The organism is Euzebya pacifica (assembly GCF_003344865.1).
Lineage (GTDB): Bacteria > Actinomycetota > Nitriliruptoria > Euzebyales > Euzebyaceae > Euzebya > Euzebya pacifica.
The window spans coordinates 4,591,020-4,614,661 of record NZ_CP031165.1; the positions used below are offsets into that span (position 1 = coordinate 4,591,020).

Sequence of the window (23,642 nt, forward strand, 5' to 3'; positions counted from 1 at the left end):
GCCGTGGTTTCACGCTTTGTGGCCATCCTGCACAGCGGGAAGGGATTGGCCGTTGCGCCGATCGAGGGACTGGCGGAGGAGGTGTCGGTCCTTGATAGGTGGCTCGTTGATGGCGGTGGTTTCACCAAGGAGTTGGAGGAGCTCCGCGAGGATCCGTCTCGAGCCCAGGTTGAAGACAAGGTCAGGCGACTTGAGGTGGCGGGTGACGATGTCCTTGTCGTTTATGTCAGCTGCCACGGGGAGTCGGCGGACTCTTCAGGGCACCGCTTGATCCTGACGCTCGCGCCGAGCGACAACTTGGCGAACACAGACGACGGTTCAGCGATACCGCTCCGGTCGGAGCTGAACACGGTCGATCTCATCGGCTGGCTCGCGAAGCTTGATGAGGACCTGCGTGAGGTGCTCGTGATCATCGACACATGCAATGCGGGGAACGCGGACCCTGGCCTGCGGTCTGAGCTTGTGCGTGATGCGCGGTTTAGGCAATGGATCGTCTTGTTGGGGAGCGACTGGGATCAACCCGCGAGGGCGGGTGACTTCACGTCCGTGCTCGACGAGGTCATCGCTGAGCTGTCGGCGAATGAGAAGCACGGCGCGGACAACCAGCCGTTCTTCGAGGGTCGGAGCTTCGTGAACGCGTTGTGGGACCGCAATGACAACTTCCGCGGAAAGGTCAGCTTGCCGGCAGAGAACAGCGGAGTTCGCCGCTATCTGCCAAACCCGAACTACCGGCCGCAGCGGGTTGAACCCGCGGGGCGGCCCGAGCTGGCAGGGCTCGGCACCACGAGGGAAGAGATCGACGCGCACTGGGGACCGCGAGGTGAACACGTCGTCGGCCGCACCACGACGTTGCGGGCGCTCGTGGACTATTTGCAGACCGGTCGATTTGGCGGGGAGGCGACAGGGATGCTCGTGGTTACGGGGCCCGCTGGGAGCGGGAAGTCCGCGATCCTGTCGCGTTTGGTCCTCGCCAGCGACCCCGGGTTTGCCGGGCGGTACCCGGACCTGGTCACCGCGCTCGGGCAGGTACCCGCGGGGTTGATCGATGTAGCCGTGCACGCCCAGCAACGCACCACACTCGAGGTCGCCCTGCAGCTCGCGGAACATCTCAGCATCGAGGGAGACCTCACCAGCGTGGACGGCATCGTGAACACCATCCACTCCGCCGACCTCGGTTCCAGGTGCATCGTGGTGGACGCGATCGATGAGAGCCGTGATCCGCTCGCGATGCTGCGAGATCTGCTCCACCCGCTCGCCATGTCTTCGCTGCGGGTCCTGATCGGTGTCCGCTCGGTCGCCGGTGGTGACCGCCGCCCACGTGATGCGGGTGGGCAATTGGGCGACCAACACCTACTGCAGCTACTCAGCCGATATCCGCTGATCGACGTCAGCGAAGATCCGAACACGACTGAGGATCTGAGCGCGCTAGCGGTACACCTGCTCGGCGTTCATCCTCAAGCCCGGCATGTGGCTCGGCTGCTCGCATCGCAGGCCTTCCCGTCGTTCTTGCTGGTGCGCCAGATTGCTGGACAGTTAGCTCGCGACCCAGGCACCGACGTCGACGACGCCAGGATTGCCAGGCTCGTCGACGCCGGGGTTGTCGGCGTGCTGGCACGAGACGTGATCAACGTGGTGGGTCACGGCAACGTAGAAGGGCGTCAGAAGATGACGACGTTGCTGCGTGTCGCGGCGCTCTCCAACGGCAGGGGTATCCCGTGGCAGGATCTGTGGACACAGCTGGCGGGCGCGATCGACCCGACCGGCCTCACCTACACCGATGGCGACGTGCAGCGCTTGGCAACGAGCACGCTGAGAGCGCATCTGCGAGTCGGGCTGGAGCACGACGTAACCGTCTATCGTCCCAGCCATGAGAAGATCCGCGAGGTCCTGACCGACGAACCCGACAAGGTTGCGGCCGGGGAGACAGGCGGCGAACCAGAGGTCCGCTGGCCAGACCCCGCCGAGGCGCACGCGGGGCTTCTCCAAGAGGGGCTGCGACTCCTGCGCGAGGGCGCGTCCGCGGGTGACGCCTACCTCCGGGAGAACCTGCCTCTGCACGCGGCCGACGCCGACATGACGCAGGCCCTACTTGATGCAGTGGATGTGCTCCCTGTCATCCATCGAACCCTGCTGCCTGTCGCGGCACAGGCGCGCCGCCTCAGCGGCCCAGGCCAGCGGGTCGCACGCGCCCTGGCCCAGATCGGCCACGGCTGGACGAACGAGGCTCCAATCGGCAACGCCGCATCACTCCGCCTGGCAGCCGCATCGACTGCCGCTCCATCGCCGATGGCCTGGACTCGCACACCGCAACGCCCCGTCCGCACCCTCCCAGTGGGGTCTCATGCTACCGCAGTCGTCGCGGTGCCTGATGTGGATGGTGGCCACCTGCTGGCCTCCGCAGGGTTCGGGGGGACTGTTCAGCTGTGGGACCCTACGAGCGGTGAGGTGGTTGGCCGCCCGATCGACCATGGCGGCCGGGTGTCGGCGCTGGCGGTGGTGCCTGATGGTGCGGGGGGCCGCCTGCTGGCCTCCGCCGGGGACGGGGGTGTCAGGCTTTGGGACCCTACGAGCGGTGAGGTCGTTGGCCGCCCGATCGACCAGGGCGGCCGGGTGTCCGCGTTGGCGGTGGTGCCTGATGGTGCGGGGGGCCACCTCCTGGCCTCCGCCGGGGACGCCGGGACTGTCAAGCTGTGGGACCCCACCAGCCGCAAGGCGGTCGGCCGCCCGATCGCCCACGGCACCCCGGTGTCCGCGTTGGCGGTGGTGGCTGATGGTGCGGGTCGCCACCTGCTGGCCTCCGCCGGGGACGCCGGGACTGTCAAGCTGTGGGACCTCACCAGCCGCAAGGCGGTCGGCCGCCCGATCGCCCACGGCGGCCGGGTGTCGGCGCTGGCGGTGGTGCCTGATGGTGCGGGTGGCCACCTGCTGGCCTCCGCCGGGAACGACAGGACTGTCAAGCTGTGGGACCCCACGAGCGGCGTGGCGGTTGGCCGCCCGATCGACCACGGCGGCCGGGTGTCGGCGCTGGCGGTGGTGGCTGATCGTGCGGGTGGCCACCTGCTGGCCTCCGCCGGGAACGAGGGGACTGTCAAGCTGTGGGACCCCACGAGCGGTCGGGTGGTTGGCCGCCCGATCGCCCATGGCACCCCGGTGTCCGCGCTGGGGGTGGTGGCTGATGGTGCGGGTGGCCACCTGCTGGCCTCCGCCGGGAACGGCGGGACTGTCAAGCTGTGGGACCTCACCAGCGGTTGGGCGGTCGGCCGCCCGATCGCCCATGGCACCCCGGTGTCCGCGCTGGGGGTGGTGCCTGATCGTGCGGGTGGCCACCTGCTGGCCTCCGCCGGGAACGGCGGGACTGTCAAGCTGTGGCACCCCACCATCGGCGAGGCGGTCGGCCGCCCGATCGACCATGGTGGCCGGCTGTACGCGCTGGCGGTGGTGCCTGATCGTGCGGGTGGCCACCTGCTGGCCTCCGCCGGGTACGACGGGACTGTCAAGCTGTGGCACCCCACCATCGGCGAGGCGGTCGGCCGCCCGATCGACCATGGCGGCTGCGTGAATGCGCTTACGGTGGTGCCTGATGGTGCGGAGGGCCACCTGCTGGCCTCCGCCGGGGCGGGGGGTGTCAGGCTTTGGGACCTCACCAGCCGCAAGGCGGTCGGCCGCCCGATCGCCCACGGCGACTACGTGAATGCGCTGACGGTGGTGCCTGATGGTGCGGGTGGCCACCTCCTGGCCTCCGCAGGGTTCGGCAGGACTGTCAAGCTGTGGGACCCCACGAGCGGTGAGGCGGTTGGCCGCCCGATCGAGCATGGTGGCTGGGTGGACGTGCTGGCGGTGGTGGCTGATGGTGCGGGTCGCCATCTGCTGGCCTCCGCCGGGTCCGATGGGACTGTCAAGCTGTGGGACCCCACGAGCGGTGAGTCGGTCGGCCGCCCGATCGACCATGGCGGCCGGGTGTCGGCGCTGGCGGTGGTGGCTGATGGCGCGGGTGGCCATCTGCTGGCCTCCGCCGGGTCTGGCGGGACCGTCAGGCTGTGGGACCCCACCAGCGGCGCAGCCGTCTGCTCGCTCACAACGACAGCCGCCATCTCCTCGCTGGCCATCTGGCGATTCGACAGGGAGTGCTGGGTCGCCATCAGTTGGGTCGACGGCGGCATCGGCGCGCTCCGACTTGACGATCTCCTGACGGGCTCGGTTGGACCAAGCGTCGGGAGAAGCCAACGCAATGCAGTCCGCTGACCTCGCGCCCGACTAGACCTTCCCGGCTACGGGTTGGGGCGACAGATCGACCCTGCTGATCAGGTACTTGTTGAGCGTATCTGGCGGTCGTGGTGGGCGGTGAGGACGTGCTGCGGGGTGCGGCCGGCCATGTAGTCGCCATGGTTGCGTCGTCGGGTGTTGTACTGGTTCAGCCAGGCCTGCAACGCGTTGTTGAGCTGGGCGACATCGGTGATGCGTTGCCGGTGGAAGATCGGCCGGTAGAACTCCTGCAGCGCGGCGCCCTGGAACCGTTCGCACACGGCGTTGTGGTTGGGTGAGCGTGGCGGGATGCGGACATGCTCGATGCCGAGGTCGGCCAGCTCGTCGGTGAAGTTGTGGCCGATGAACTCCGGCCTGTCGTCGCTCAGCACGCCCGACATGTCGATGTCGATCTCGGCGAGCCGGTCGAGCACGGTGGGATGAACGTGAGGGTCATGGTGGAGTTGACCCGGCCGATGACGAGGTCAGCGACGGCCCAGAGGGTGTAGGTGTCGATCGCGGTCAGCTGGTAGACCGGCATGATGCCTTCAGCTTGCCGACGTAGAAGGCGTCCATGGCGACGAGATCGCCCGGCCCGCCTGCGAAGTGACAGAACCCGATCGGGTCGACCTCGGGGGCGATCAGCCCCTTGGTGGCGGCGGTGATCCGGCCAGGACTGCGACCCGTTGGGCGCGGCTGCCGAGGCGATGGCGCACGAGGATCTTCTGCACCCCGGTGCGGGACCGTCCACTCCGCCCTCGGCGAGGAATTGTAGCTGCGATGATGCGCCCAGCGTGGGCCCTGCGATCGCCTCGGCCAGGATCGCCTCGACCTCCCACGGTTCCACCGCGTTGGGCTGCGGCGGTCGACGACGGGGCTTGGGGACCGGCGCGGAGATGCCGTGCTGCTCGGCGGTGTTGCGCCACCCATAAATCGTCTGACGCGACACCGCGAAGACTTGGGCGGTCTCGGTGACGGTGGTCCTGGCGGCATGGGCGAGTGCGGCAGCGCGCCGCTGGTGGTCAGTTTCTTGTCGGCTGCAAACTGGATCGCGCCCTTGGCGATCTGCTGGACGATCCAAGTCCTAGAGGTCAGCTCATGCATCTCGTCCAGTATTCCGGACTTCTTCCAGAACCGAAGACGTTCACGCGCAGGTCGTTATGCGTCCAACGGCGGTCGCCACAGGGTGATGGCGCAACTCCAGAACGGGGACTATGGAGCCGACAGGCACGTCCTTCGCCCTCGCGTCATCGACCCAGGGATGGGCCCCTATTCGGTGGCCGCAATGCCCGGCGCAGGTACGGGTCGCCTGCTGGTTGCGTCGGCACGGACGGATGTAGGGCGCGTCGAACGGCTGTGATGTCGATGGTGCCGCGGCGTTGGGGCCCGAGGGGCCGATCGTCGGTGATGTCGTGGACGTTGCGGAAGGCGGCGATGGTCCGCACGCCGCGTCGCCATCTGGCGAGGGCGTTCGGGTCCGTCCGTGGTGGAGGCGCGACCTGGCGGGTCCAGGCGTCTCCTTCTCGGCGGGCGGTGGCCACGAGCCGGTCGGCGGTCTCCTCGAGCATGTCGGCGCGGTCGTTGAGGATCCCGGCCAGAACGGCATCGTTGCTGCGGGCGCGCGGCAGCACACCGGCAACGAGATCGGCGTGTCCTCGGCTGTGCCGGACATCCGGGTCGAGGGCTGCGATGGCCTCGTACTCCGCGGCCAGCTGCCGGAAGCTTGTCGCCTGGTCCTGTCCGCCGCGCATGGTGGCGTGTGCCGACCGATCCCGGTCGGTGCGCGCGAGGATGTCGCGCAGCACCCCGAGGCCCTCGCGACGGTCGTCGGTGTGGGCCTCGGCGGCTGGGCTGTCGGTGGTGACGTGGACGGTGTTGGCGTGACGGCCACGGGTCATGGCGACGTAGAGCTGCTCGCGGCTCTTGGTCGGGGTGATGATGACGTGGGCGGTGTCGACGGTCCGGCCCTGCGCCTGGTGGATGGTCGTCGCATAGCCGAGCTGGACGTGCGCCGCGACGTAGCTGGCGGGCAGCACCACCGTGGGGCCACCGGCGGGTGGGGTTGCGGTGAGGCTGCCGTCGGGGTGGACCGCCGCGACGGTCCAACGGTCGCCGTTGCGGACCCAGCGCGTCCCGGCAGTCAGCTTCCGGTCGTTCTTCCGGCTGATGATCCGATCGCCGATCGAGCAGACGGTCCCGTCCCGCAGCTCGAGCTCCGGACCGCCAGCCGCCGTGGTCCCCTCGACCTGACGCGCTGCGCGGGCAACGCGGTTGAGCTCGGTGACGAGCTCGCGGGTCGGGGCGATCAGCAACGACTCGTTGCCGTCCTGGCGGTCTCGCCGCCAGGCAGCGTGGGCGGCCTTGACCATCTCTTCCGTTGCCCCGCTGCGAATGCGGTCGTTGGCGAGGTAGCCGTCGAGGGCGGTGGGGTTGCCGTCGCGGAGTCGCAGGGTTGCATCCGCCTCCCACCGCTGGGTGAACCGGCGCACGTCCACCAGCGACGGATGATCGGGCCGGCTGGTGGTGAGGAGGTGGAAGGCACCTCCGGCGTCGACCGCGGCCAGCTGGGCGGCGTCACCGACCAGCAGCACCTTCGCGTCGGCCTCGCCTGCCTGGCTGGCGATCCGATCGAGGGTGTGGGTGCCGGCGAGGGATGCCTCGTCGACGATCACCAGCTGCCCGGTCCGCAACGGGTTGCGGTCGTGGAGCCACTTGGCGGTGTTCTCCGTCGCGACGCCCAGCCCCTCGGCGAGCACGTCCGCGGCCGCAGCCGAGGGGGCGAGCGCGATCACGCTCCCCACCCCGTGCTGGGCTTCCCAGATGCGCCGGAGGGCAACGAGGGCCGTGGTCTTGCCCGTCCCTGCCGGCCCGACGAGCAGATCGACCCGACGGCCCGATGTCGCGACATCGACGACCGCCCCGGCCTGGTCGACCCCGAGGGTCCGGCCGGCCCCGTCCCCGAGCACTGCGCCAGTCTCGGCGACGGCCGCGGCAACGGTCGGCCCGTCGGTGGCGGCCGCGTGCTCGAGCAGCCGACCCTCCGCATCGAGGAGCGCCTGTGCGGTGTAGCGGGTCGCGTTGCGTGGCCGGAGCTGGCTGGTCCCGTCGGCGCGTCGCATCTGCTCGGGCACCGGGCCGATCTCCGGGGCATCCAGCGACACCGACATCACCTCCGCTGCCGCGACGACCGCCGCCACCACGTCCTCGCGTGCCCGTGCGGTGGGGAAGCGTTGGGTGCGGAGCCGCCGGGAGGCTTCGGCGTGGAGGTTCCAGTGTGTCCAGGTCGCTCGACGTTCACCGACCGACTCGACCACCTGGGCAGCCAGCTGCTCCGCCCCGACCGGACCGACGACATGCTCCACCGGCCGCTGGCGGCTCGAGCGGTCGAGCAAACGCCGGGTCCACTCCCCCGGATCCTCTCCGATCAGGATGCGGGCCCGATGCCTCCATCCCGACGTCAGGTCCGCCAGCGACGCGAGGACCTTGTCGGGTCGTGTGGCGAGGGTTGCGGCCTGCCGCAACCGGATCATCACCCGTGCGGAGGGCCGCCGTCCGTGCCCCGCCAGGTAGTCGGCGACCAGCCGGTCCTTCTCGACCTCGATCGCCGACGTCCGTGAGGAGAAGGCCGCGAGCAACCCCTCGGGAACCCCGACGATCTCCATGGCCGGGGTCCGGTCGTCGCCGCGGTCCCGGAGCTCCCAGCCGACCCCCAACGTGGTGGTGAGGTGATCGGCCAGGACCGCGTTGTAGTGCTCCGACAGCGCCACCGTCGCGGCGTGGATCGGCCGCGAGTCCAGCGCCCGCCACCGCCCGTCCCCTGCGGTGCGGACCTTGTTGGAGATGACGACGTGGGTGTGCAGCTGCGGATCGCCGGCACGCGAGTCGTAGTGGTCGAACGCCGCGGCGATGATCCCGCTGACCCCGACCTGGCGGACGCCGTCGGTGCCGATGCGGGTTGCGGCGACCTCGCGTTCGACCAGGTCGAGCACGTCGACGATGGCGCGGTGGTGGGCCTCCCAGATCCGCCGTTGCACCGGCACCGGCGACACACCCCACAGGACGCTGACCGACTTGGGGACGGAGAACGTCAGGTCGAATCCCGCCACCGCCCGGCGTCCGGAGCCCTCGCGGTACTGCGGATAGGCCCGGCCCAGGGACGCCCCGGTGCGGGGGTGACGCCCCTCCCCGAACAGCAGCCGCAGCTCGTCATCGCCAACGCGCGTGCCGAGGCGTGGGCCGTCCTCGAGTGCGCGCAGTCCCGTGCCGAGCCATCGGCCGGGCGGTGTCCCCGCTGCGGTGTAGTAGGACAGGCCAGCACCCAGGTCACCCCTGGCGACGGAGTCCAGGAGGTACCGGTAGCCCGACCCCGCCGACATCTTCCGCATCGACATCGTCACCCTCGACCACCCCACCCGATCGGGTCCGGCACCGGGAATGCCAGACGTGTGATCGGTCTGACGAGTGCCGGGGGTGGTCTGTGTCAGGAACTTCGGGATGGGGCCGCGAGGAAGGTCGGTGACACAGATCGAGGGGTCGGTTCGTCGGACGAGTGCACGCACTGAGTCCTCCGAAGGGAACGCTGTGAACTCGTCCACCCTGCTCGATGTCGATCAGGCCGCACACCGCCTGGGGGTGACCGTCCGATGGATGCGTCGAGCCGTCGCACAGCGCCGGATCCCGTTCGTGAAGATCGGCCACTACGTCCGGTTCGTGCCGGAGGAACTCGACGCCTTCATCGAGCGCAACCGGGTGGAGCAGGCCCACTTCGGGGCGGCGTCGCCGCGTCGCTGAGGGGTCCCGGAGGGGGATTCCTGCCCAATCTCTGCCCAATTTTGGCGGCAAATCACGGGTATCAGCGGTCAGCGGCGGTGATCGACTTCCTCCGCGGAAGGCGTATAATGCCTGCTCAAGAGGCTTTTGACCTCGGCGCCCCCGGCATGATTCGAACATGCGACGCACGGTTTAGGAAACCGACGCTCTATCCCCTGAGCTACGGGGGCTGGTCCGGAAGATGCTACGCCGTCGAGGCGGGTCGGCCACAGTCGGCTCGCTTGGTGGGTGCCCGCCTATCGTGTGGCGCATGTCCCGCCCTGTCCTGCCGGCCGTCGTTGCCGTGCTCGCCCTCGCGGCTGCGTGCGCCCAGCCCGCAGACCGGCTGACCCCCACGCCGCTCGCCCAGCCCGTGGAGGTGACGGAGTCCCCCACCACGAGCGCAGCGACCGACGAAGCCACGACCGAGCCGGCGCCCGCGACCATCGCGACGGACACACCGACCGACGACGGACTGGCGCGACCGCTCGCTCCGCCGTCGCCGACGGCCACCGTCGAGCCCTCCCTGCCGGACCCCGACGCCGTCCCCGCCGGGACGCAGGAGGCGATCGTCACGTGGATCATCGACGGGGACACCATCGACGTGGAGGTCACCGAACCCGGTGACGTGCCGTTCGGTGACCAACGCATCCGCCTGCTCGAGATCGACACGCCCGAGCGCGACGAGGACTGCTACGAAACCGCGACCGACCTGCTGGCGGAGCTGATCCCGGTCGGTTCGACGGTGTACCTGGAGCGCGACACCGAGGACCTCGACCCCAACGGCCGCTACCTCCGTTACGTCTGGAGCGAGGCCGAGGGGCTGGTGAACCTCGACATGGTGGCCGAGGGCATGGCCGCGGCGTTCGTCTTCCCCCTCAACCGCCTGCACGAGGTCGAGGTCGAGACGGCCGAGGCCAACGCGCAGGACCTGGGGCTCGGGATCTGGGGCAGCTACTGCGAGGGCCGCCCCTGACCGGTTCCGGCGATCACGGTTTCAGCATCGTATGAAAGGGGTTGCATCCCTCGCTAAAAGACGCGACGATCCAGCTACCCCGAAGCGAGCCGGTCGATCCAGGAGGGCATCCGTGGCCAAGGTCACTCTGAAAGGCGTCAACAAGGTCTATCCGGATGGGTATCCGGCCATCAAGGACCTCGATCTCGACATCGAGGACGGCGAGTTCGTCATCCTCGTCGGGCCGTCCGGCTGCGGGAAGTCCACCGCCCTGCGCATGGTCGCGGGCCTGGAGTCCATCACCTCGGGCGAGCTGATGATCGGCGACCGCGTCGTCAACGACATGTCGCCCAAGGAACGCGACATCGCGATGGTCTTCCAGAGCTACGCGCTGTACCCGCACATGACCGTGGCCGAGAACATGGGCTTCGCCCTCAAGCTCAGCAAGGTCTCCAGCGACGAGATCGACAAGCGCGTCAAGGACGCAGCCGACGTCCTCGGCCTGACCGAGTACCTGCACCGCAAGCCGAAGGCGCTCTCGGGTGGTCAGCGACAGCGCGTGGCGATGGGCCGTGCGATCGTCCGGTCCCCCAAGGCCTTCCTGATGGACGAGCCGCTGTCCAACCTCGACGCCAAGCTGCGTGTGCAGATGCGCGCGGAGATCTCCGCCCTGCAGAACCGCCTGGGCGTCACCACCCTCTACGTCACCCACGACCAGGTCGAGGCCATGACGATGGGCGACCGGGTCGCCGTGCTGAAGCGCGGTGTCCTCCAGCAGGCCGCCGCACCCCAGACGCTGTACGACAGCCCGGACAACCTGTTCGTCGCCGGCTTCATCGGCTCGCCGTCGATGAACATCGCCCAGGCCGAGATCGTGCACACCGACGGTCGGTTCTGGGTGAAGCTGGAGGAGGACCAGAAGCTGCTGATCCACGAGGCCGCCCTGGACATCTACCCGAAGGTGCGCGACTACGCGGGCAAGCGGGTGGCGGTCGGCATGCGGCCCGAGCACTTCGTCCCCGCGACCGGCGAGAGCAACCCCGACCAGATCTGGTCCCGTCTCGAGGTCGAGCTCGTGGAGATGCTCGGCTCGGAGATGCTGGTGCACCTGAAGTCCCACGCCAGCCCCGTGGTCAGCGAGGACATGCGCGAGGCCGTCGACGACGACGAGGCGTTCGCGGCCATGCAGGAGCAGGCCCGCACCGGCGGCCTCTCGCTGGTCGCCCGCTTCGAGCCCGGCAAGCCCCCGTCAGTCGGGTCGTCCATCGACATCATGTTCAAGACCGAGCTGATGCACTTCTTCGACCTGGACTCCGGCCTGGCCCTGCGCTGACGCCGACCGAACACCAACGGCCCGTCCCACGAGGGGCGGGCCGTTGTCGTGTCCGGGGCTGGCCCGACGCTCATCAGTCCTGGTCGAACTCGCCGTGGCGCCCCTCGCCGGCGGCGAATCGCCGCATGCCCTCCTCCGCCTCACCCGACATCAGCACCGTGCGACCCAGCAGGTACTCGCGCATGTGCCACCGCTCGTCGTCGAGGTCCCACTGCTCGATGGCGATCCGCCGGTCCGACCGCATGGTCCGCTGCGGGAACGCCACGAGGCTGCGGGCCAGCTCCAGCGCTGCATCGAGGGCCTGCCCGTCGGGGACGACGCGGTTGGCCAAGCCCATCATCTTGGCTTCCTCGGCGTCGACGGCGCGGCCGGTGAGGATCATGTCCATCGCGTGGGAGTGACCGATCAGGCGGGGCAGCCGCACCGCGCCGAGGTCCACCAGCGGGACCCCGAACCGGCGGCAGAAGACGCCGAACACCGCCGACTCGGCAGCCACCCGGAGGTCCGCCCAAAGGGCCAGCTCGAGGCCACCCGCGACGGCGTAACCCTCGACCGCAGCGATCACCGGCTTGTCCAGGCGCATGCGCGTGCAGCCCAGCGGCCCGGGGGCGGGCGGCGCCTGCATCTTCAGCTCCCGCTCGGGGTCGGTCATGGCCACCAGGTCGGCCCCGGCCGAGAAGTGCCCCCCGGCCCCGGTGAGGATCGCCACCGACCGGTCGTCGTCGGAGTCGAAGGTGCGGAAGGCCTTGCGCAGCCCTTCCGCGGTCGGTCCGTCAACGGCGTTGCGGACATCGGGTCGGTCGATCGTGACGATCGTGATCGGGCCATCGTGTTCCACGGAGATCATGGCTCGACAGCCTCGCAGACGACGGGCACGAGGCTGGCATCAGGCGACAATTGGAGCGATTGGTGCACCGGTGCCCCCGTGACCACAATCGTCGCCGGACGCCAGGGACGCCGATCGGCCCGCCGTCGATCGCTACTGGGCCTCGAGCGCGCGGAGGACGTCGGTCCTCGCGGCCTTGCGGGCCGGGACGATCGCAGCCAGCACCCCGGCCAGCGCAGCCATGACGACCGCCTGGGACAACCTGCCGCCGGGGACGACGAACTGGCTGATCCCGAGGTCCGACAGGGCCTGGACCACCATCCAACCGAACAACGAGCCGACGACCAGACCCAGGCCCGCCCCGAGGACGGCGATCAGGACCGACTCCCACCGCACCATGGTGCGGATCTGGGGTCGGGTGGCCCCGACGGCACGGAGCAGCCCGAGCTCGCGGGTGCGTTCCAGCACCGACAGGCCGAGGGTGTTCACGATGCCGAAGAGGGCGATGATGATCGACAGCCCCAGCAGCGCCGTGAGGAGCCCGAGCAGCTGGTCGATCTGGTCGGCGATGGACTGCTTGACCTCGTCGAGGTCCTGCAGCTGCACGGTCGGGAACGGCTCGAGCGCCTGCTCCAGGGCCGGACGGGCATCGGCAACCCCGACCCCGTCGGCCAGCTTCACGTAGATCGACGCGATGCCGTCGCCGGCGAAGTTGGCCGTGTAGGTGTCCTCACCGATCAGCCAGTCGGCGTCGATGTTGGCACCGTCGAAGATGCCCTCGACGGTCAGCTGCTGGGCACCGGTGGCGGCGAAGGTCACGTCGAGGGTGTCCCCGAGCGCCAGGCCGGCGGACTCTGCGGTGTCCTCGCTGACGACCAGACCGCCGGCCAGCGCCGCCCAACCACCCTCCACGAAGTCGATGGACAGGACCTGGTCGATCGTGTCCGGATCGACACCGCCGAGGAACTTCACGCCGTCGTCGTACAGGAACTCACCGAACCGCAGCGGGGTGGCCACGGCGACCTCGTCGAGGGCGCCGAGGGTGTCCACGGTGTCGGTGGGCACCGCCGAGCTGCCAGGGGCGCCCTGGCTGCTCGGGTTGACCTGGTACTCCGCGAGGAAGGCCTGGTCGATCCCGACGATCGCGGACTCCTGGATGGACGCACCCATGATCATGGTGAAGCTGACCAGCGCCAGGCCGATCATCAGCGCAGAGGCCGTGGCGGCCGTCCGTCGGGGGGAACGCAGCGCGTTCTCCTTCGCGAGCTGGCCGGGAACCCCGCGGGAGGCCGCGATGGGCGTGCCGAGCAGGGCGACGATGGGCGTGGTGACAAGCGGGGACAGCAACGCTGCGCCGATGAGCGTGACGACCGCACCGGCACCGACGGCGGCGATGCCCGCCCCCGAGAAGAGACCGAGCGCCAGGATCCCGACGCCGACGGCGAACACGAGGCCACCGAAGACGTAGCGGATGATGCCGTCCCGACGCAGGGGAGGCGCCGCGACGGCCTGCAGCGCCGCGATCGGTGGCACGCGGGTGGACCGCACGGCCGGGGCAAGTGCGGCGACCATGGTCACCCCGACGCCGACGACGAAGGACACGACGATCGTGCGCAGCGCGAAGACCGTGTCGCCCTGCGGCAGGTCGATGCCGAAGGCACCCAGCGCACCCTGCAACGCCTGGGCGACGCCGAGGCCGAGCACCAGTCCGACGACGGATCCCAGCAGCCCGACCGCCAGGGCCTCCAGCAGGACCGACAGGACGACCTGGCGACGGCTGGCGCCGACGGCACGCAGCAGGGCCAGCTCGCGGGTTCGCTGGGCCACGATGATGGTGAAGGTATTGGCGATCAGGAACGCGCCGACGAACAGCGACACGCCGGCGAAGACCAGCAGCGCCGTGGTGAAGAAGCCGAGGCCCTCGTTGATCTCGGCGGTGACGGACTGCGCCAGCTCGTCGCCGGTCAGGACCTCCAGGCCGTCACCGAGCGCCGCTCGGACGTCCACGACCAGCTGGTCGACGTCGACACCGTCCTCGGCGGCGGCGTAGATCTCGGTGTACCCGTCCGCGCCGTACAGCTCCAGCGCCCGGCCCGGCTCGAACATGGTGAGGGTGGCGCCGCCGAGGTTGTCGACCTCGCCGAAGCCGATGATGCCGGCGACGGTGTAGTCCTCGACGGGGCCGTCGACGACGATCCGGACGGTGTCGCCCACGGCCAGCTCCTGCGCCTCGGCGGTGGCCGCGTCGATGGCAACCTCGTCGGGGGCGGTGGGGAACGCACCGTCGCGCAGGGTGGCGTTGGTCAGCTCCTCGTCGGCGGGTGCGTTGATGCCGATGGTGGGCGGACCCTGGCCACCGACGGGGTTGCCCTCGTCGTCGATGATGACCGCGAAGCCGCCGACCTCGCCCGACACGGCCCGGACCCCGTCGACCGCGGCGAGCGCGTCGAGGGCTTCCGGCGGGACGGGCGGCCGGTCGGTCTCGGCCAGGGCGCTGGTGAACTCGGCCTCACCGCGGACGGCGACGTCGATGCCGTCGGTGGTGGAGGAGAACAGGTCGTCGAACGCGGCACGCATGGTGTCGGTGAGGACGTAGGTGCCGGCGATGAACGCGACACCGAGGACGATGGACAGGGTGGTCGACAGCAGCCGCATCTTGTGCGCCAGGATCGACTTCCAGACAGTGCGAAGCATGGGGTTCCTCCGGGGAACGTGGGGACGAGGGCGGGCGGTTAGCCCAGCGCCTTCATCCGGTCCAGCACGGTGTCGGCGGTGGGAGCGCGCAGCTCGTCGACGACGCGGCCGTCGGCCAGGAACACGACACGGTCGGCGTAGCCGGCGGCGACGGGGTCGTGGGTGACCATGACGATGGTCTGGGAGTGGTCGTCCACGGAGCGACGCAGGAAACCGAGCACCTCCGAGCCGCTGGCGGAGTCCAGGTTGCCGGTGGGTTCGTCGGCGAAGACGATGTCGGGACGGCCGACCAGCGCACGGGCCACCGCCACGCGCTGCTGCTGACCGCCGGACAGCTCGGCAGGACGGTGGGTCAGCCGGTCCCCCAGGCCCACGGTGGTCACGACCCGGTCGAACCATTCCTGGTCGGGGGCACGACCGGCAAGGCGCAGCGGCAGCTCCATGTTCTCCTTCGCGTTCAGCTGCGGCAGCAGGTTGAACGCCTGGAAGACGAAGCCGATCCGGTCGCGGCGAAGGAGGGTCAGCTGCTTGTCGTTGAGGCTGGTGACGTCGGTGTCGCCGAGGAAGACCTGGCCGGCGGTGGGTCGGTCGAGCGCCGCGAGGCAGTGCATCAGCGTCGACTTGCCCGAGCCCGACGGGCCCATGACGGCGGTGAACTCACCGACGGGGAAGTCCACCGACACGCCGTCGAGGGCACGAACGGCGGTGGACCCGGTGCCGTAGACCTTCTCCAACCCCACGGCCCGGGCGGCGAAGGGGCGGGTGACCGGCGGGGTCGAGGAGGACGTGGAGGTGCTGGCGGGGTTCATCGGGTGGTCCTTGGTCGAACGGCGGGTGCCACGTCGAGGATGAAGTCTCCCGTGGCGTCAGGGTCAAGCTATTCGTGCAACCAAGGGGCGTCGTCCTGCTGCGCCCTGATCCTCGTGTCATCCGGAAGGAGGACCCGACAGGGTTTCCCCCTAGTCACCCGGCACGACAAGGCGGTGCTCGTAGGCGTAGACGACCGCCTGGACCCGGTCGCGCAGGCCGAGCTTGGAGAGGACCCGGCCGACGTGGGTCTTGACGGTGGTGTCGGAGACGACCAGCTGTCCGGCGATCTCGGCGTTGGACAGGCCGCGGGCCATCAGCTGCAGCACCTCCTGCTCACGCGTGGTCAGCCGGGTGGCGTCGCCGGCGGGTTCGGCCACGCGCGGCCGTTGGGCGAACTCGGTGATCAGCCGCTTCGTCACCGCCGGCGCGATCAGGGCGTCTCCGGCGGCGCAGACACGGATGGCGTGGACCAGGTCCTCGGGCGGGGCGTCCTTCAGCAGGAAGCCGCAGGCCCCCGCCCGCAACGCCCCGTAGACGTACTCGTCGAGGTCGAAGGTGGTCAGGACCAGCACGTTGACCGGGGTGGTGACGTCGGGGCCGGCCAGCCGTCGGGTCGCCTCGACCCCGTCCATCCGCGGCATCCGCACGTCCATCAGCACGACGTCGGGTCGCAGTCGGCGGGCCTGCTCGACCGCCTCGACCCCGTCGCCGGCCTCGCCGACCACCTCCACGTCGTCCTCGGCGTCCAGGATCATCCGGAAACCGGCTCGCATCAGGGCCTGGTCGTCGACCAGCAGCACGCGGATCACGCGGCATCCTCTCGTTCGTCGTCCCCCGATGGCTCCAGCGGAAGGGTTGCCGCGACCCGGAAGCCGCCGCCGGGGCGGGGGCCTGCTTCCAGTGTGCCGCCGACGAGGCCAGCGCGTTCTCGCATGCCGACCAAGCCGTAGCCGCCGCCGACCGTGTCGAGCTGGCGGGCGACACCCCCGTCGTCGAGGACCTCCACCTCCACTCGGGCGTCGAGCAGCCGCACGTCCACGATGACCCGTTGCGGGTCGGCGTGCTTGAGCACGTTGGTCAGCGCCTCCTGCACGATGCGGTAGGCAGACAGCCCCACAGGGCCGTCCAGCGACGTCCGGTCGGGCATGCGGAGGTCGACGGGCACGCCCGCATCCACGAACTCGGCCACGAGGTCGGGGATGTCGACCAGGGTCGGCTGCGGCGCGGTGGGAACCCGGTCGTCCTCGCGGCGGAGCAGGCCGAGCATCCGACGCAGGTCGGCAAGCGACTGTCGGCCGGTCTCGGCGATCACCCCCAGCGCATCCTCCGCCGCCTCGGGACGGGTGCGGACCAGCCGCTGTGCCCCCGTCGCCTGCACGACCATGACGCTGGTGGAGTGGGCGAGGACGTCGTGCATCTCGCGGGCGATCCGAGCGCGCTCGGTACGGATGGCGAGACGGGCCCGCTCCTCGCGTTCGAGGCCCAGCTCGTGGGCGCGGAGGGCCAGCTCGTGGGCCTGCTCGCGGTGGGACCGGATGATCCGGCCGAGCACCGCCACACCCAGGACGATGAGGGTGTTGCTGTACAGCACGTAGAGCTGACCGGTCGACAGGACCAGCGAGGTCGTCACGGTCAGGAAGATGGCCGTGGTCACGACCGTGTCGGTCAGGGTCGACCAGGCCGCCACGGTGTAGAGCGCGACGATGGGGGCCAGCGGCTGGACCGGGATGCCCACCGCCCCCGCCGCCCCCGCACCGAACCCGGTCAGCAGCATCGTCAGGCCGGGGTTGGACCGACGGAAGACCAACGGCAGGGCGACGAGCACGACGACGACGGCGGCCACCGGCGTGCTGACCTCACCGAAGGGGCCGTCGGTCCGTTCGCTCAGCAGCACCGCGGCCAGGTCGGCCTCGCTGACGACGATGGCCAGCACGAGGTCCTGCAGCCACGGCGGTGTCCGGCGTGCCCGGGCCGTCCACCGGGCCGCGCGTTCGCGCATGGGGACCGACATCGCCGTCACGCTACGACAGCGCCGTGGCCGCTGTCGTCCTCCCCCGTCAGGACCAACGAGTCCTCCTGCAGGACGACACCGGACACACGTCGGCCGCCCCGAGGGGCCATTCCGGCACACATGGGTAGATTGCCGAACGTGAGTCATGTGGTCCTGCACGTGTGGCGGGTGCCGGCGCCCGCCGTGCCCCTCGCCCTGTTCCGCATGGGCATCGATCGTGCGCGGCTGGCCGGCACGCCCGGTCTGCGGTTCCGCAAGCTGCTGGGGACCGGCCACGGGCGCAGCTTCTCCGCCGCCGACGCCGACCTGCGCACGTGGGCCCTGCTGACGGTGTGGGACGACCTCGAGGCCTCGCTGGCCTTCGAGGCCCGCCCGACCCCGCGGGGCTGGCGCCGCATCGCGGAAGAGGAGTGGCGCGGTGACCTGACACCGCTGCGCAGCCACGGCCGATGGAGCGGCGAGGAGCCGTTCGAGGCCGACCGCGCGCTTGCCGCCGGCTGGACCGGCCCCGTCGCCGCGATCACCCGTGCCCGCATCCGCCCGTCGCAGTGGCGCACCTTCTGGTCAGCGGTGCCGCCGGTCGTCGCCGACCTCGATGCCCACGACGGCCCGTCGGTCAGGCTCGGCATCGGCGAGGCCCCCGTCGGCGTCCAGGGCACCTTCACCGTGTGGGCCTCCACGGCCGCCATGACGGACTTCGCCTACCGTCGAGACGCGCACCGCGCCGCCATCGACGACACCGAACGGCTGGGCTGGTACGCCGAGGAGCTGTTCGCCCGCCTCGCCCTCACCGACGAGCGGGGCACCCTCTTCGGTGTCGACCGCACCGCCCGGCAGTCCGCCGAGGCGTCGCCGACGAACGGACCTGTGATGCCCTGCTCCCCGACCCCGCCCCCGAACGGACCCGACGATGCGTGACGTGGTCGTGGTCGGTGCCGGCCACAACGCCCTGGTCGCCGCCTGCTACCTGGCCCGAGAGGGGCTGGACGTGGAGGTCGTCGAACGACGTGATGTCGTCGGCGGTGCCGTGTCGACGGTCGACCGGTTCGACGGCTACCGCATGGACGTCGGTTCGTCGGCGCACATCATGGTGCGCCACACCGGCATCATCGAGGACCTCGAGCTGGGCGACTGTGGCCTGTCCTACATCGACATGGACCCGTGGGGGTTCGCCCCCGTCGCCGAGGACCCGTCGGGGCAGGGGCCGCCGGTCGACGCGCTGGCGTTCCACATCGACCTGGACGACACGTGCCAGTCCATCGCCCGCATCTGTGGCGAACGCGACGCCGAGGCCTACGCCGCGTTCGCCGCCGACTGGGGCGAACGCAACACCCGCATCTTCGAGCTGTTCCAGGACGCCCCGACGATGACCAACGTCGGCCGCCACATGATGGGGGTCGGCCGCGCCACGGGGCTGGACGGGCTGGAGCTGTCCCGGCAGTTCCTGACCTCCGGCGATGCCCTGCTGGACGCCCACTTCACCGACGAGCGGCTGAAGACCGCCCTGGCCTGGCTGGGCGGCCAGTCGGGGCCGCCCACCCACGAACCGGCCACCGCCGACCTCGTCGGGTGGAACATGGTCATGCACCGCCTGGCGCCGGGGCGAGCGGTCGGCGGGTCGGGCTCGTTGTCGGTTGCCCTTGCCGAACGGTTCAGCCGGTTGGGCGGCACGATCCGCCTGGGCGACGGCGCCGGACGGATCGTCGTCCGTGACGGGAGGGCCCGGGGGGTCATCACCGAGTCCGGCGAGCGCATCGCTGCCCGCACCGTCGTGGCCGGCTGCCACGTGCTGACCACCATCGGCCTGGTCGGCGACGACGAGCTGCCCGACGGGTTCGGCGCGCGGGCACGGTCGACCATCCGCACCGGCAACGGCATCGGCATGGTCGTGCGCTTGGGCACCAACGCGCTGCCGTCCTATCCCGGCTCGCTCGGCGGCGCGGAACACCACGCCCTGCAGCTGCTGGCCCCCACCCGCACGTTCCTGCGTCGGGCCCACGGCGACTACGTCTCCGGCCGGCCCCCCGAACGTCCGGCCGCGCTGGCCATGGCGTTCAGCGCCATCGACCCGACCATCGCCCCGCCGGGCAAGCACAACGTCACGGTCTGGGGCCAGTGGCACCCCTTCGAGCTGGCCGACGGCGGCAGCTGGGACGACATCAAGGAGCGGGAGGGGCAGAAGCTGATCGACGCCGTCGACGCGATGGCACCCGGATTCGCCAACAGCGTCGAGCACGCCTACGTGCAGACGCCCCTGGACCTGTCCCGCGAGCTGAACCTGGTCAACGGGCAGGTCATGCACGTGGAGATGTCGTTGGACCAGATGTTCTCCTGGCGGCCCCTCCCCGAGCTGTCGGGCTACCGGATGCCTGCCGACGGGCTGTACCTGACCGGGGCGTCGACCCACCCCGGAGGCGGCGTGTTCGGCGCCAGCGGCCGAACGGCAGCCGGTGTGGTGCTGGGCGACCTCGCCAAGGCGCAACGACCGTGGAACCGGTTGCGTGCTGCCGTTCGGGCACGGACCGAACCATGACGGTGCTGGACGGGCTCCGACGCCATCCGCTGCCGGCGGCGCTGGCTGCGGCTGCGGTCCTGGCGCAGATCCTCTACCCCTTGGTGGAGGGGGCGGCACGCGACCGGCTGACCGTCGTCACCGTCCTGGTGTTCTCCGCCGCCTCGTTGTCGCATGCGGTCGTTGCCCGCGGTTGGCGGACAGCCCTGCGGATGGCCGCGGTGTTCGTCGGCGGGGGCCTGCTCGTCGAGGTGGTCGGCGTGGCCACCGGGCTGCCGTTCGGCGAGTACGCCTACAGCGACCGGCTCGGCTGGCAGATCGCCGAGGTGCCGGCCGTGATCCCGCTGGCATGGCTGATGCTCGGCTACCCGGCCATGGTCGTCGCACGGCGGGTCACGAACCGACCGGGTCCGGGCATCCTCCTCGGCGGGGTCGCCCTGGCGTCGTGGGACCTCTTCCTTGATCCCCAGATGGTCGCAGAGGGGTACTGGACGTGGTTCGGCGACGGCCCGCACCTGATCGATGGTGTGCCGCTGACCAACTACGCGGCGTGGCTGGTCATCGCGCTGGTCATGGCGGCGCTGGCCTGGAGCGCCACGGGCTCTTGGGACGAGCGCGACGACACCGTGCCCCTCGGCTTGTACCTGTGGACCTGGGCCGGCAGCACCCTGGCACATGCCGCCTTCTTCGGCCTGCCTGTCTCCGCCCTCTACGGTGGTGTCGGTATGGGAGCAGTCGTCGCTGTCCTGTGGTGGTCGCAACGCGACCACGCCGGGGTCGCGGCCGAAATGGAGCGAGTCGGATCGTGACCGATCGTTGGAGCCCCCTGGAGGGGGTCGTGGCCGCTGGCGGGGCCGCAGCCGCGGGACTGGCCGCCCATTCGGTCCTGAACTGGCGGCTGCTGCGCAAGACCCCGACGAGTCCGACGCCGCAGGACCACCGCCCGTCGGTCTCGGTGCTGATCCCCGCTCGCGACGAAGCCGACCGGCTGGGTCCCACGCTCGAGGCGGTCCTGTCCCAGGAGGGCGTGGACCTGGAGGTACTGGTGCTCGACGACGGGTCGACCGACGACACGACGGTCGTGGCTCGTGGGGTCGCCGATGGCGATCGCCGGTTCCGGCTGCTCCACGGCCGTGCGGTGCCCGACGGCTGGCTGGGCAAGCCGTTCGCTTGCTGGCAGCTGGCCGAGGCCGCCAAGGGCGAGGTCCTGGTCTTCCTCGACGCCGACGTGACGTTGCGGCCCGGGGCGCTGGCCGCCTGCGTGGACATGCTCCACCAGGGCGAGATGGACCTGCTGAGCCCCTACCCCCGCCAGACCGCCCACGGCGTCGCCGAACGGCTCGTGCAGCCGCTGCTGCAGTGGTCGTGGCTGACGTTCCTGCCGCTGCGGCTGGCCGAGCAGAGCGCATCACCGTCCATGACCGCAGGCAACGGCCAGCTGATCGTCGCGCGTGCCGACTGCTACCGGGCATCGGGCGGCCACCAGCAGGTCCGCGCCGAGGTCATCGAGGACGTCGAGCTGGCCCGTGCCTTCAAGCGAGCCGGCCTGCGGGTGGGCATGGCGGACGGCACCGACCTTGCGACCTGCCGGATGTACCACGGCTGGGCAGAACTGCGGGAGGGGTACAGCAAGTCGTTGTGGAAGGCCTTCGGCAGCCGCCGGGGCGCCGCGATCGCCGTGTCACTGCTCGCCCTGCTGTACCTGGTCCCACCCCTCGGGCTGCTCGCCGGGCTCGTGCTTCGCCGACGACGGCTGGCCGTGCTGGGCGCTGCCGGCTACCTGGCCGCGGTGGGTGGCCGGGCGCACACCGCCGGCCGAACTGGATCGCCGATGGCCGATGCCGTCGCCCACCCGGCGTCGATCGGCATGCTGATCTGGCTGGTGCGGGAGTCGTGGCGTCGCAAGGCGCTGGGCGCGCTCAGCTGGAAGGGCCGACCGGTCACGTGAGCGCCACGCGCCGTGCCGTCGTGGTCGGCGCCGGCGTCGGCGGGCTGGCCACCGCTGCCCGGCTGGCCGCCGCCGGTGTGTCGGTCACGGTGCTGGAACAGGCCGACACCGTCGGTGGCAAGCTCGGCCTGCGCGAGGTGGACGGGTTCCGCTTCGACACCGGGCCCTCGCTCGTCACGTTGCCGTGGACGCTGGCGGCGACCCTGGAGGCCACCGGCGTCGACGTCGAAGACGTCCTGGACCTGCAGCGGCTGGACCCGATCGCGCGCTACCGCTTCGGTGACGGGACCTGGCTGGATGCCGACGCCGAGGAAGCCCGCTTCGTCCGCCGGCTGGAGGAGGAGGTCCACCCCGGCGCCGGCGTGCAGTGGACGGCGCTGATGGACCGGGCGGCGGCGATGTGGGACGCCTCCGCCGATCGGGTGCTGCAGCAGCCGCTGGACGGCGTCACCGACCTGCTGCGGCTGGCGGCCGACCCCCGGGACATCGCCACCATCGCCCCGCACCGATCGCTTCGATCACTCGGCCGCGAACACCTCTCCGACCCTCGGCTGCGCCAGCTCCTGGACCGCTACGCCACGTACTCCGGGTCCGACCCCCGGAAGGCGCCGGCGGTGCTCGCGACGGTGGCGTGGGCCGAACGCCGGTGGGGTGGCTGGTACGTCACGGGCGGGCTGCGCCGGATCGGCGAGGTCCTGGCCGACCGTGTCCGCGCCTGCGGTGGGCAGATCCGTTGCGGCACGCGGGTCACCGGGGTCCGGGTGGCCGCTGGACCGTCCGGCGATCGGGTGTCGGGGGTCAGCGTCGAGGGGGGCGAGGTGCTGGACGCCGACGTGGTGGTGCTGAACGCCGACGCAGGCCAGGTCGTGCAGCACCTGCTGCCCGACCGCCTGACCAGCGGGCTGCGACGTCGGCTGCGGGTGGCTCCGAGGTCACTGGGCGGCTGGGTGATGCTGCTCGGCATCGCCGTGGACGACGCGGGGAGGGCGCACGAACGGCTGGCCCATCACACCGTGCTGTTCGCCGAACGCTACGACGAGGAGTTCGACGCCCTCTTCGGACGGCATCCCCGTTACGCCGACCGGCCGACGGTCTACGTGGCCGTTGCCGACGACCCGGCGGTTGCCCCGGCCGGCCATCGCGCGGTGTTCGTGCTGGTCAACGCGCCCCGCACCGACCAGGTCGCGGGGCCACCACCGGGCTACGGCGACGCGATCCTGGCGCTGATGGCGCGGCGGGGGGTGGACCTCCGCGACCGCATCGTGCTGCGGGAGGAGCGAACCCCCGCCGACCTCCAACGCGACACGTTGACCCCCGGGGGCGCGATCTACGGCACCTCCTCCAACGGCCCCCTGGCGGCGTTCCTGCGTCCCCCCAACAACGGCCCGGCCGAGGGCCTGTACCTGGTCGGCGGCTCCGCCCATCCCGGTGGTGGCCTGCCCCTGGTCCTGATGAGCGCCCGGATCGTTGCCGAGGCCGTCCTCCACTCGGCCTGAGGGCTC

17 protein-coding genes, 1 tRNA gene and 1 pseudogene are annotated in these 23,642 nt (G+C 70.7%); 9 read left to right on the plus strand and 10 right to left on the minus strand.

The window, feature by feature from the left end; all coding sequences use genetic code 11:
- The first annotated feature begins 3 nt into the window (after positions 1–3).
- On the plus strand, positions 4–4,242 hold the full coding sequence (locus DVS28_RS19705; RefSeq protein ID WP_114592993.1) for an AAA family ATPase: 4,239 nt from the start codon (positions 4–6) through the stop codon (positions 4,240–4,242).
- A gap of 59 nt (positions 4,243–4,301) precedes the next feature.
- On the opposite strand, the gene DVS28_RS19710 is transcribed toward DVS28_RS19705, so the two are convergent.
- The 4 genes and pseudogenes from DVS28_RS19710 to mobF form a co-directional block, all read right to left on the minus strand.
- A complete protein-coding gene (locus DVS28_RS19710; protein WP_114592994.1) occupies positions 4,302–4,676 on the minus strand; it encodes an integrase core domain-containing protein in 375 nt (124 codons plus the stop codon).
- Complete coding sequence (locus DVS28_RS29680) at positions 4,628–4,783, minus strand: hypothetical protein (RefSeq protein WP_245973560.1); 156 nt, start codon at positions 4,781–4,783, stop codon at positions 4,628–4,630. Before DVS28_RS29680 ends, DVS28_RS19710 begins: the two co-directional genes overlap by 49 nt.
- A 327-nt stretch (positions 4,784–5,110) precedes the next feature.
- Positions 5,111–5,323, minus strand: a pseudogene (locus tag DVS28_RS30280) (helix-turn-helix domain-containing protein); the annotation flags it as partial.
- A gap of 166 nt (positions 5,324–5,489) precedes the next feature.
- Complete coding sequence (gene mobF, locus DVS28_RS19720) at positions 5,490–8,627, minus strand: MobF family relaxase (RefSeq protein WP_216826167.1); 3,138 nt, start codon at positions 8,625–8,627, stop codon at positions 5,490–5,492.
- Between the two features lie 196 nt (positions 8,628–8,823).
- Here mobF and DVS28_RS19725 point away from each other — a divergent pair, with 196 nt between their 5' ends.
- Complete coding sequence (locus tag DVS28_RS19725; protein ID WP_216826168.1) at positions 8,824–9,033, plus strand: helix-turn-helix domain-containing protein; 210 nt, start codon at positions 8,824–8,826, stop codon at positions 9,031–9,033.
- A 136-nt stretch (positions 9,034–9,169) separates the two neighbouring features.
- Here the strand turns inward: DVS28_RS19725 and DVS28_RS19730 are convergent.
- Positions 9,170–9,242, minus strand: a tRNA-Arg gene (locus DVS28_RS19730).
- Positions 9,243–9,322: 80 nt separating this feature from the next.
- Here DVS28_RS19730 and DVS28_RS19735 point away from each other — a divergent pair.
- Together DVS28_RS19735 and DVS28_RS19740 are read left to right on the plus strand one after the other, a co-directional pair.
- The gene (locus DVS28_RS19735) at positions 9,323–10,027 is read left to right on the plus strand and encodes a thermonuclease family protein (RefSeq protein WP_164710797.1); all 705 of its coding nucleotides are present in this window, start codon (positions 9,323–9,325) and stop codon (positions 10,025–10,027) included.
- Positions 10,028–10,139: 112 nt separating this feature from the next.
- A complete protein-coding gene (locus tag DVS28_RS19740; protein WP_114592999.1) occupies positions 10,140–11,339 on the plus strand; it encodes an ABC transporter ATP-binding protein in 1,200 nt (399 codons plus the stop codon).
- 73 nt (positions 11,340–11,412) lie between these two features.
- Here DVS28_RS19740 and DVS28_RS19745 read toward each other — a convergent pair whose 3' ends face one another.
- The 5 genes from DVS28_RS19745 to DVS28_RS19765 form a co-directional block, all read right to left on the minus strand.
- Positions 11,413–12,186: a crotonase/enoyl-CoA hydratase family protein gene (locus DVS28_RS19745; RefSeq protein ID WP_114593000.1), complete on the minus strand. Its 774-nt coding sequence runs from the start codon at positions 12,184–12,186 to the stop codon at positions 11,413–11,415.
- 132 nt (positions 12,187–12,318) lie between these two features.
- Positions 12,319–14,859 (minus strand): ABC transporter permease, encoded by a 2,541-nt coding sequence (locus tag DVS28_RS19750; protein ID WP_114593001.1) that lies wholly within the window; start codon positions 14,857–14,859, stop codon positions 12,319–12,321.
- A 38-nt stretch (positions 14,860–14,897) separates the two neighbouring features.
- Positions 14,898–15,668, minus strand: a complete 771-nt coding sequence (locus DVS28_RS19755) for an ABC transporter ATP-binding protein (protein WP_114593002.1) — start codon at positions 15,666–15,668, stop codon at positions 14,898–14,900.
- 150 nt (positions 15,669–15,818) lie between these two features.
- Positions 15,819–16,478, minus strand: a complete 660-nt coding sequence (locus tag DVS28_RS19760; protein WP_164710799.1) for a response regulator — start codon at positions 16,476–16,478, stop codon at positions 15,819–15,821.
- Complete coding sequence (locus DVS28_RS19765) at positions 16,475–17,680, minus strand: sensor histidine kinase (RefSeq protein WP_164710800.1); 1,206 nt, start codon at positions 17,678–17,680, stop codon at positions 16,475–16,477. The genes DVS28_RS19760 and DVS28_RS19765 overlap by 4 nt, the downstream gene beginning before the upstream one ends.
- Positions 17,681–17,818: 138 nt before the next feature.
- On the opposite strand from DVS28_RS19765, the gene DVS28_RS19770 reads away from it, so the two are divergent.
- The 5 genes from DVS28_RS19770 to DVS28_RS19790 are packed head-to-tail and all read left to right on the plus strand — an operon-like array spanning position 17,819 to position 23,636.
- Positions 17,819–18,598 (plus strand): hypothetical protein, encoded by a 780-nt coding sequence (locus DVS28_RS19770; RefSeq protein ID WP_216826169.1) that lies wholly within the window; start codon positions 17,819–17,821, stop codon positions 18,596–18,598.
- A complete protein-coding gene (locus DVS28_RS19775) occupies positions 18,591–20,213 on the plus strand; it encodes a phytoene desaturase family protein (RefSeq protein ID WP_114593004.1) in 1,623 nt (540 codons plus the stop codon). Before DVS28_RS19770 ends, DVS28_RS19775 begins: the two co-directional genes overlap by 8 nt.
- Entirely contained in the window at positions 20,210–21,001 is a 792-nt protein-coding gene (locus DVS28_RS19780; RefSeq protein WP_114593005.1) for a carotenoid biosynthesis protein, read from the plus strand. The genes DVS28_RS19775 and DVS28_RS19780 overlap by 4 nt, the downstream gene beginning before the upstream one ends.
- Entirely contained in the window at positions 20,998–22,140 is a 1,143-nt protein-coding gene (locus DVS28_RS19785; RefSeq protein ID WP_216826170.1) for a glycosyltransferase family 2 protein, read from the plus strand. The genes DVS28_RS19780 and DVS28_RS19785 overlap by 4 nt, the downstream gene beginning before the upstream one ends.
- Positions 22,137–23,636 (plus strand): phytoene desaturase family protein, encoded by a 1,500-nt coding sequence (locus DVS28_RS19790; RefSeq protein ID WP_114593006.1) that lies wholly within the window; start codon positions 22,137–22,139, stop codon positions 23,634–23,636. The genes DVS28_RS19785 and DVS28_RS19790 overlap by 4 nt, the downstream gene beginning before the upstream one ends.
- The last annotated feature ends 6 nt before the right edge of the window (positions 23,637–23,642 follow it).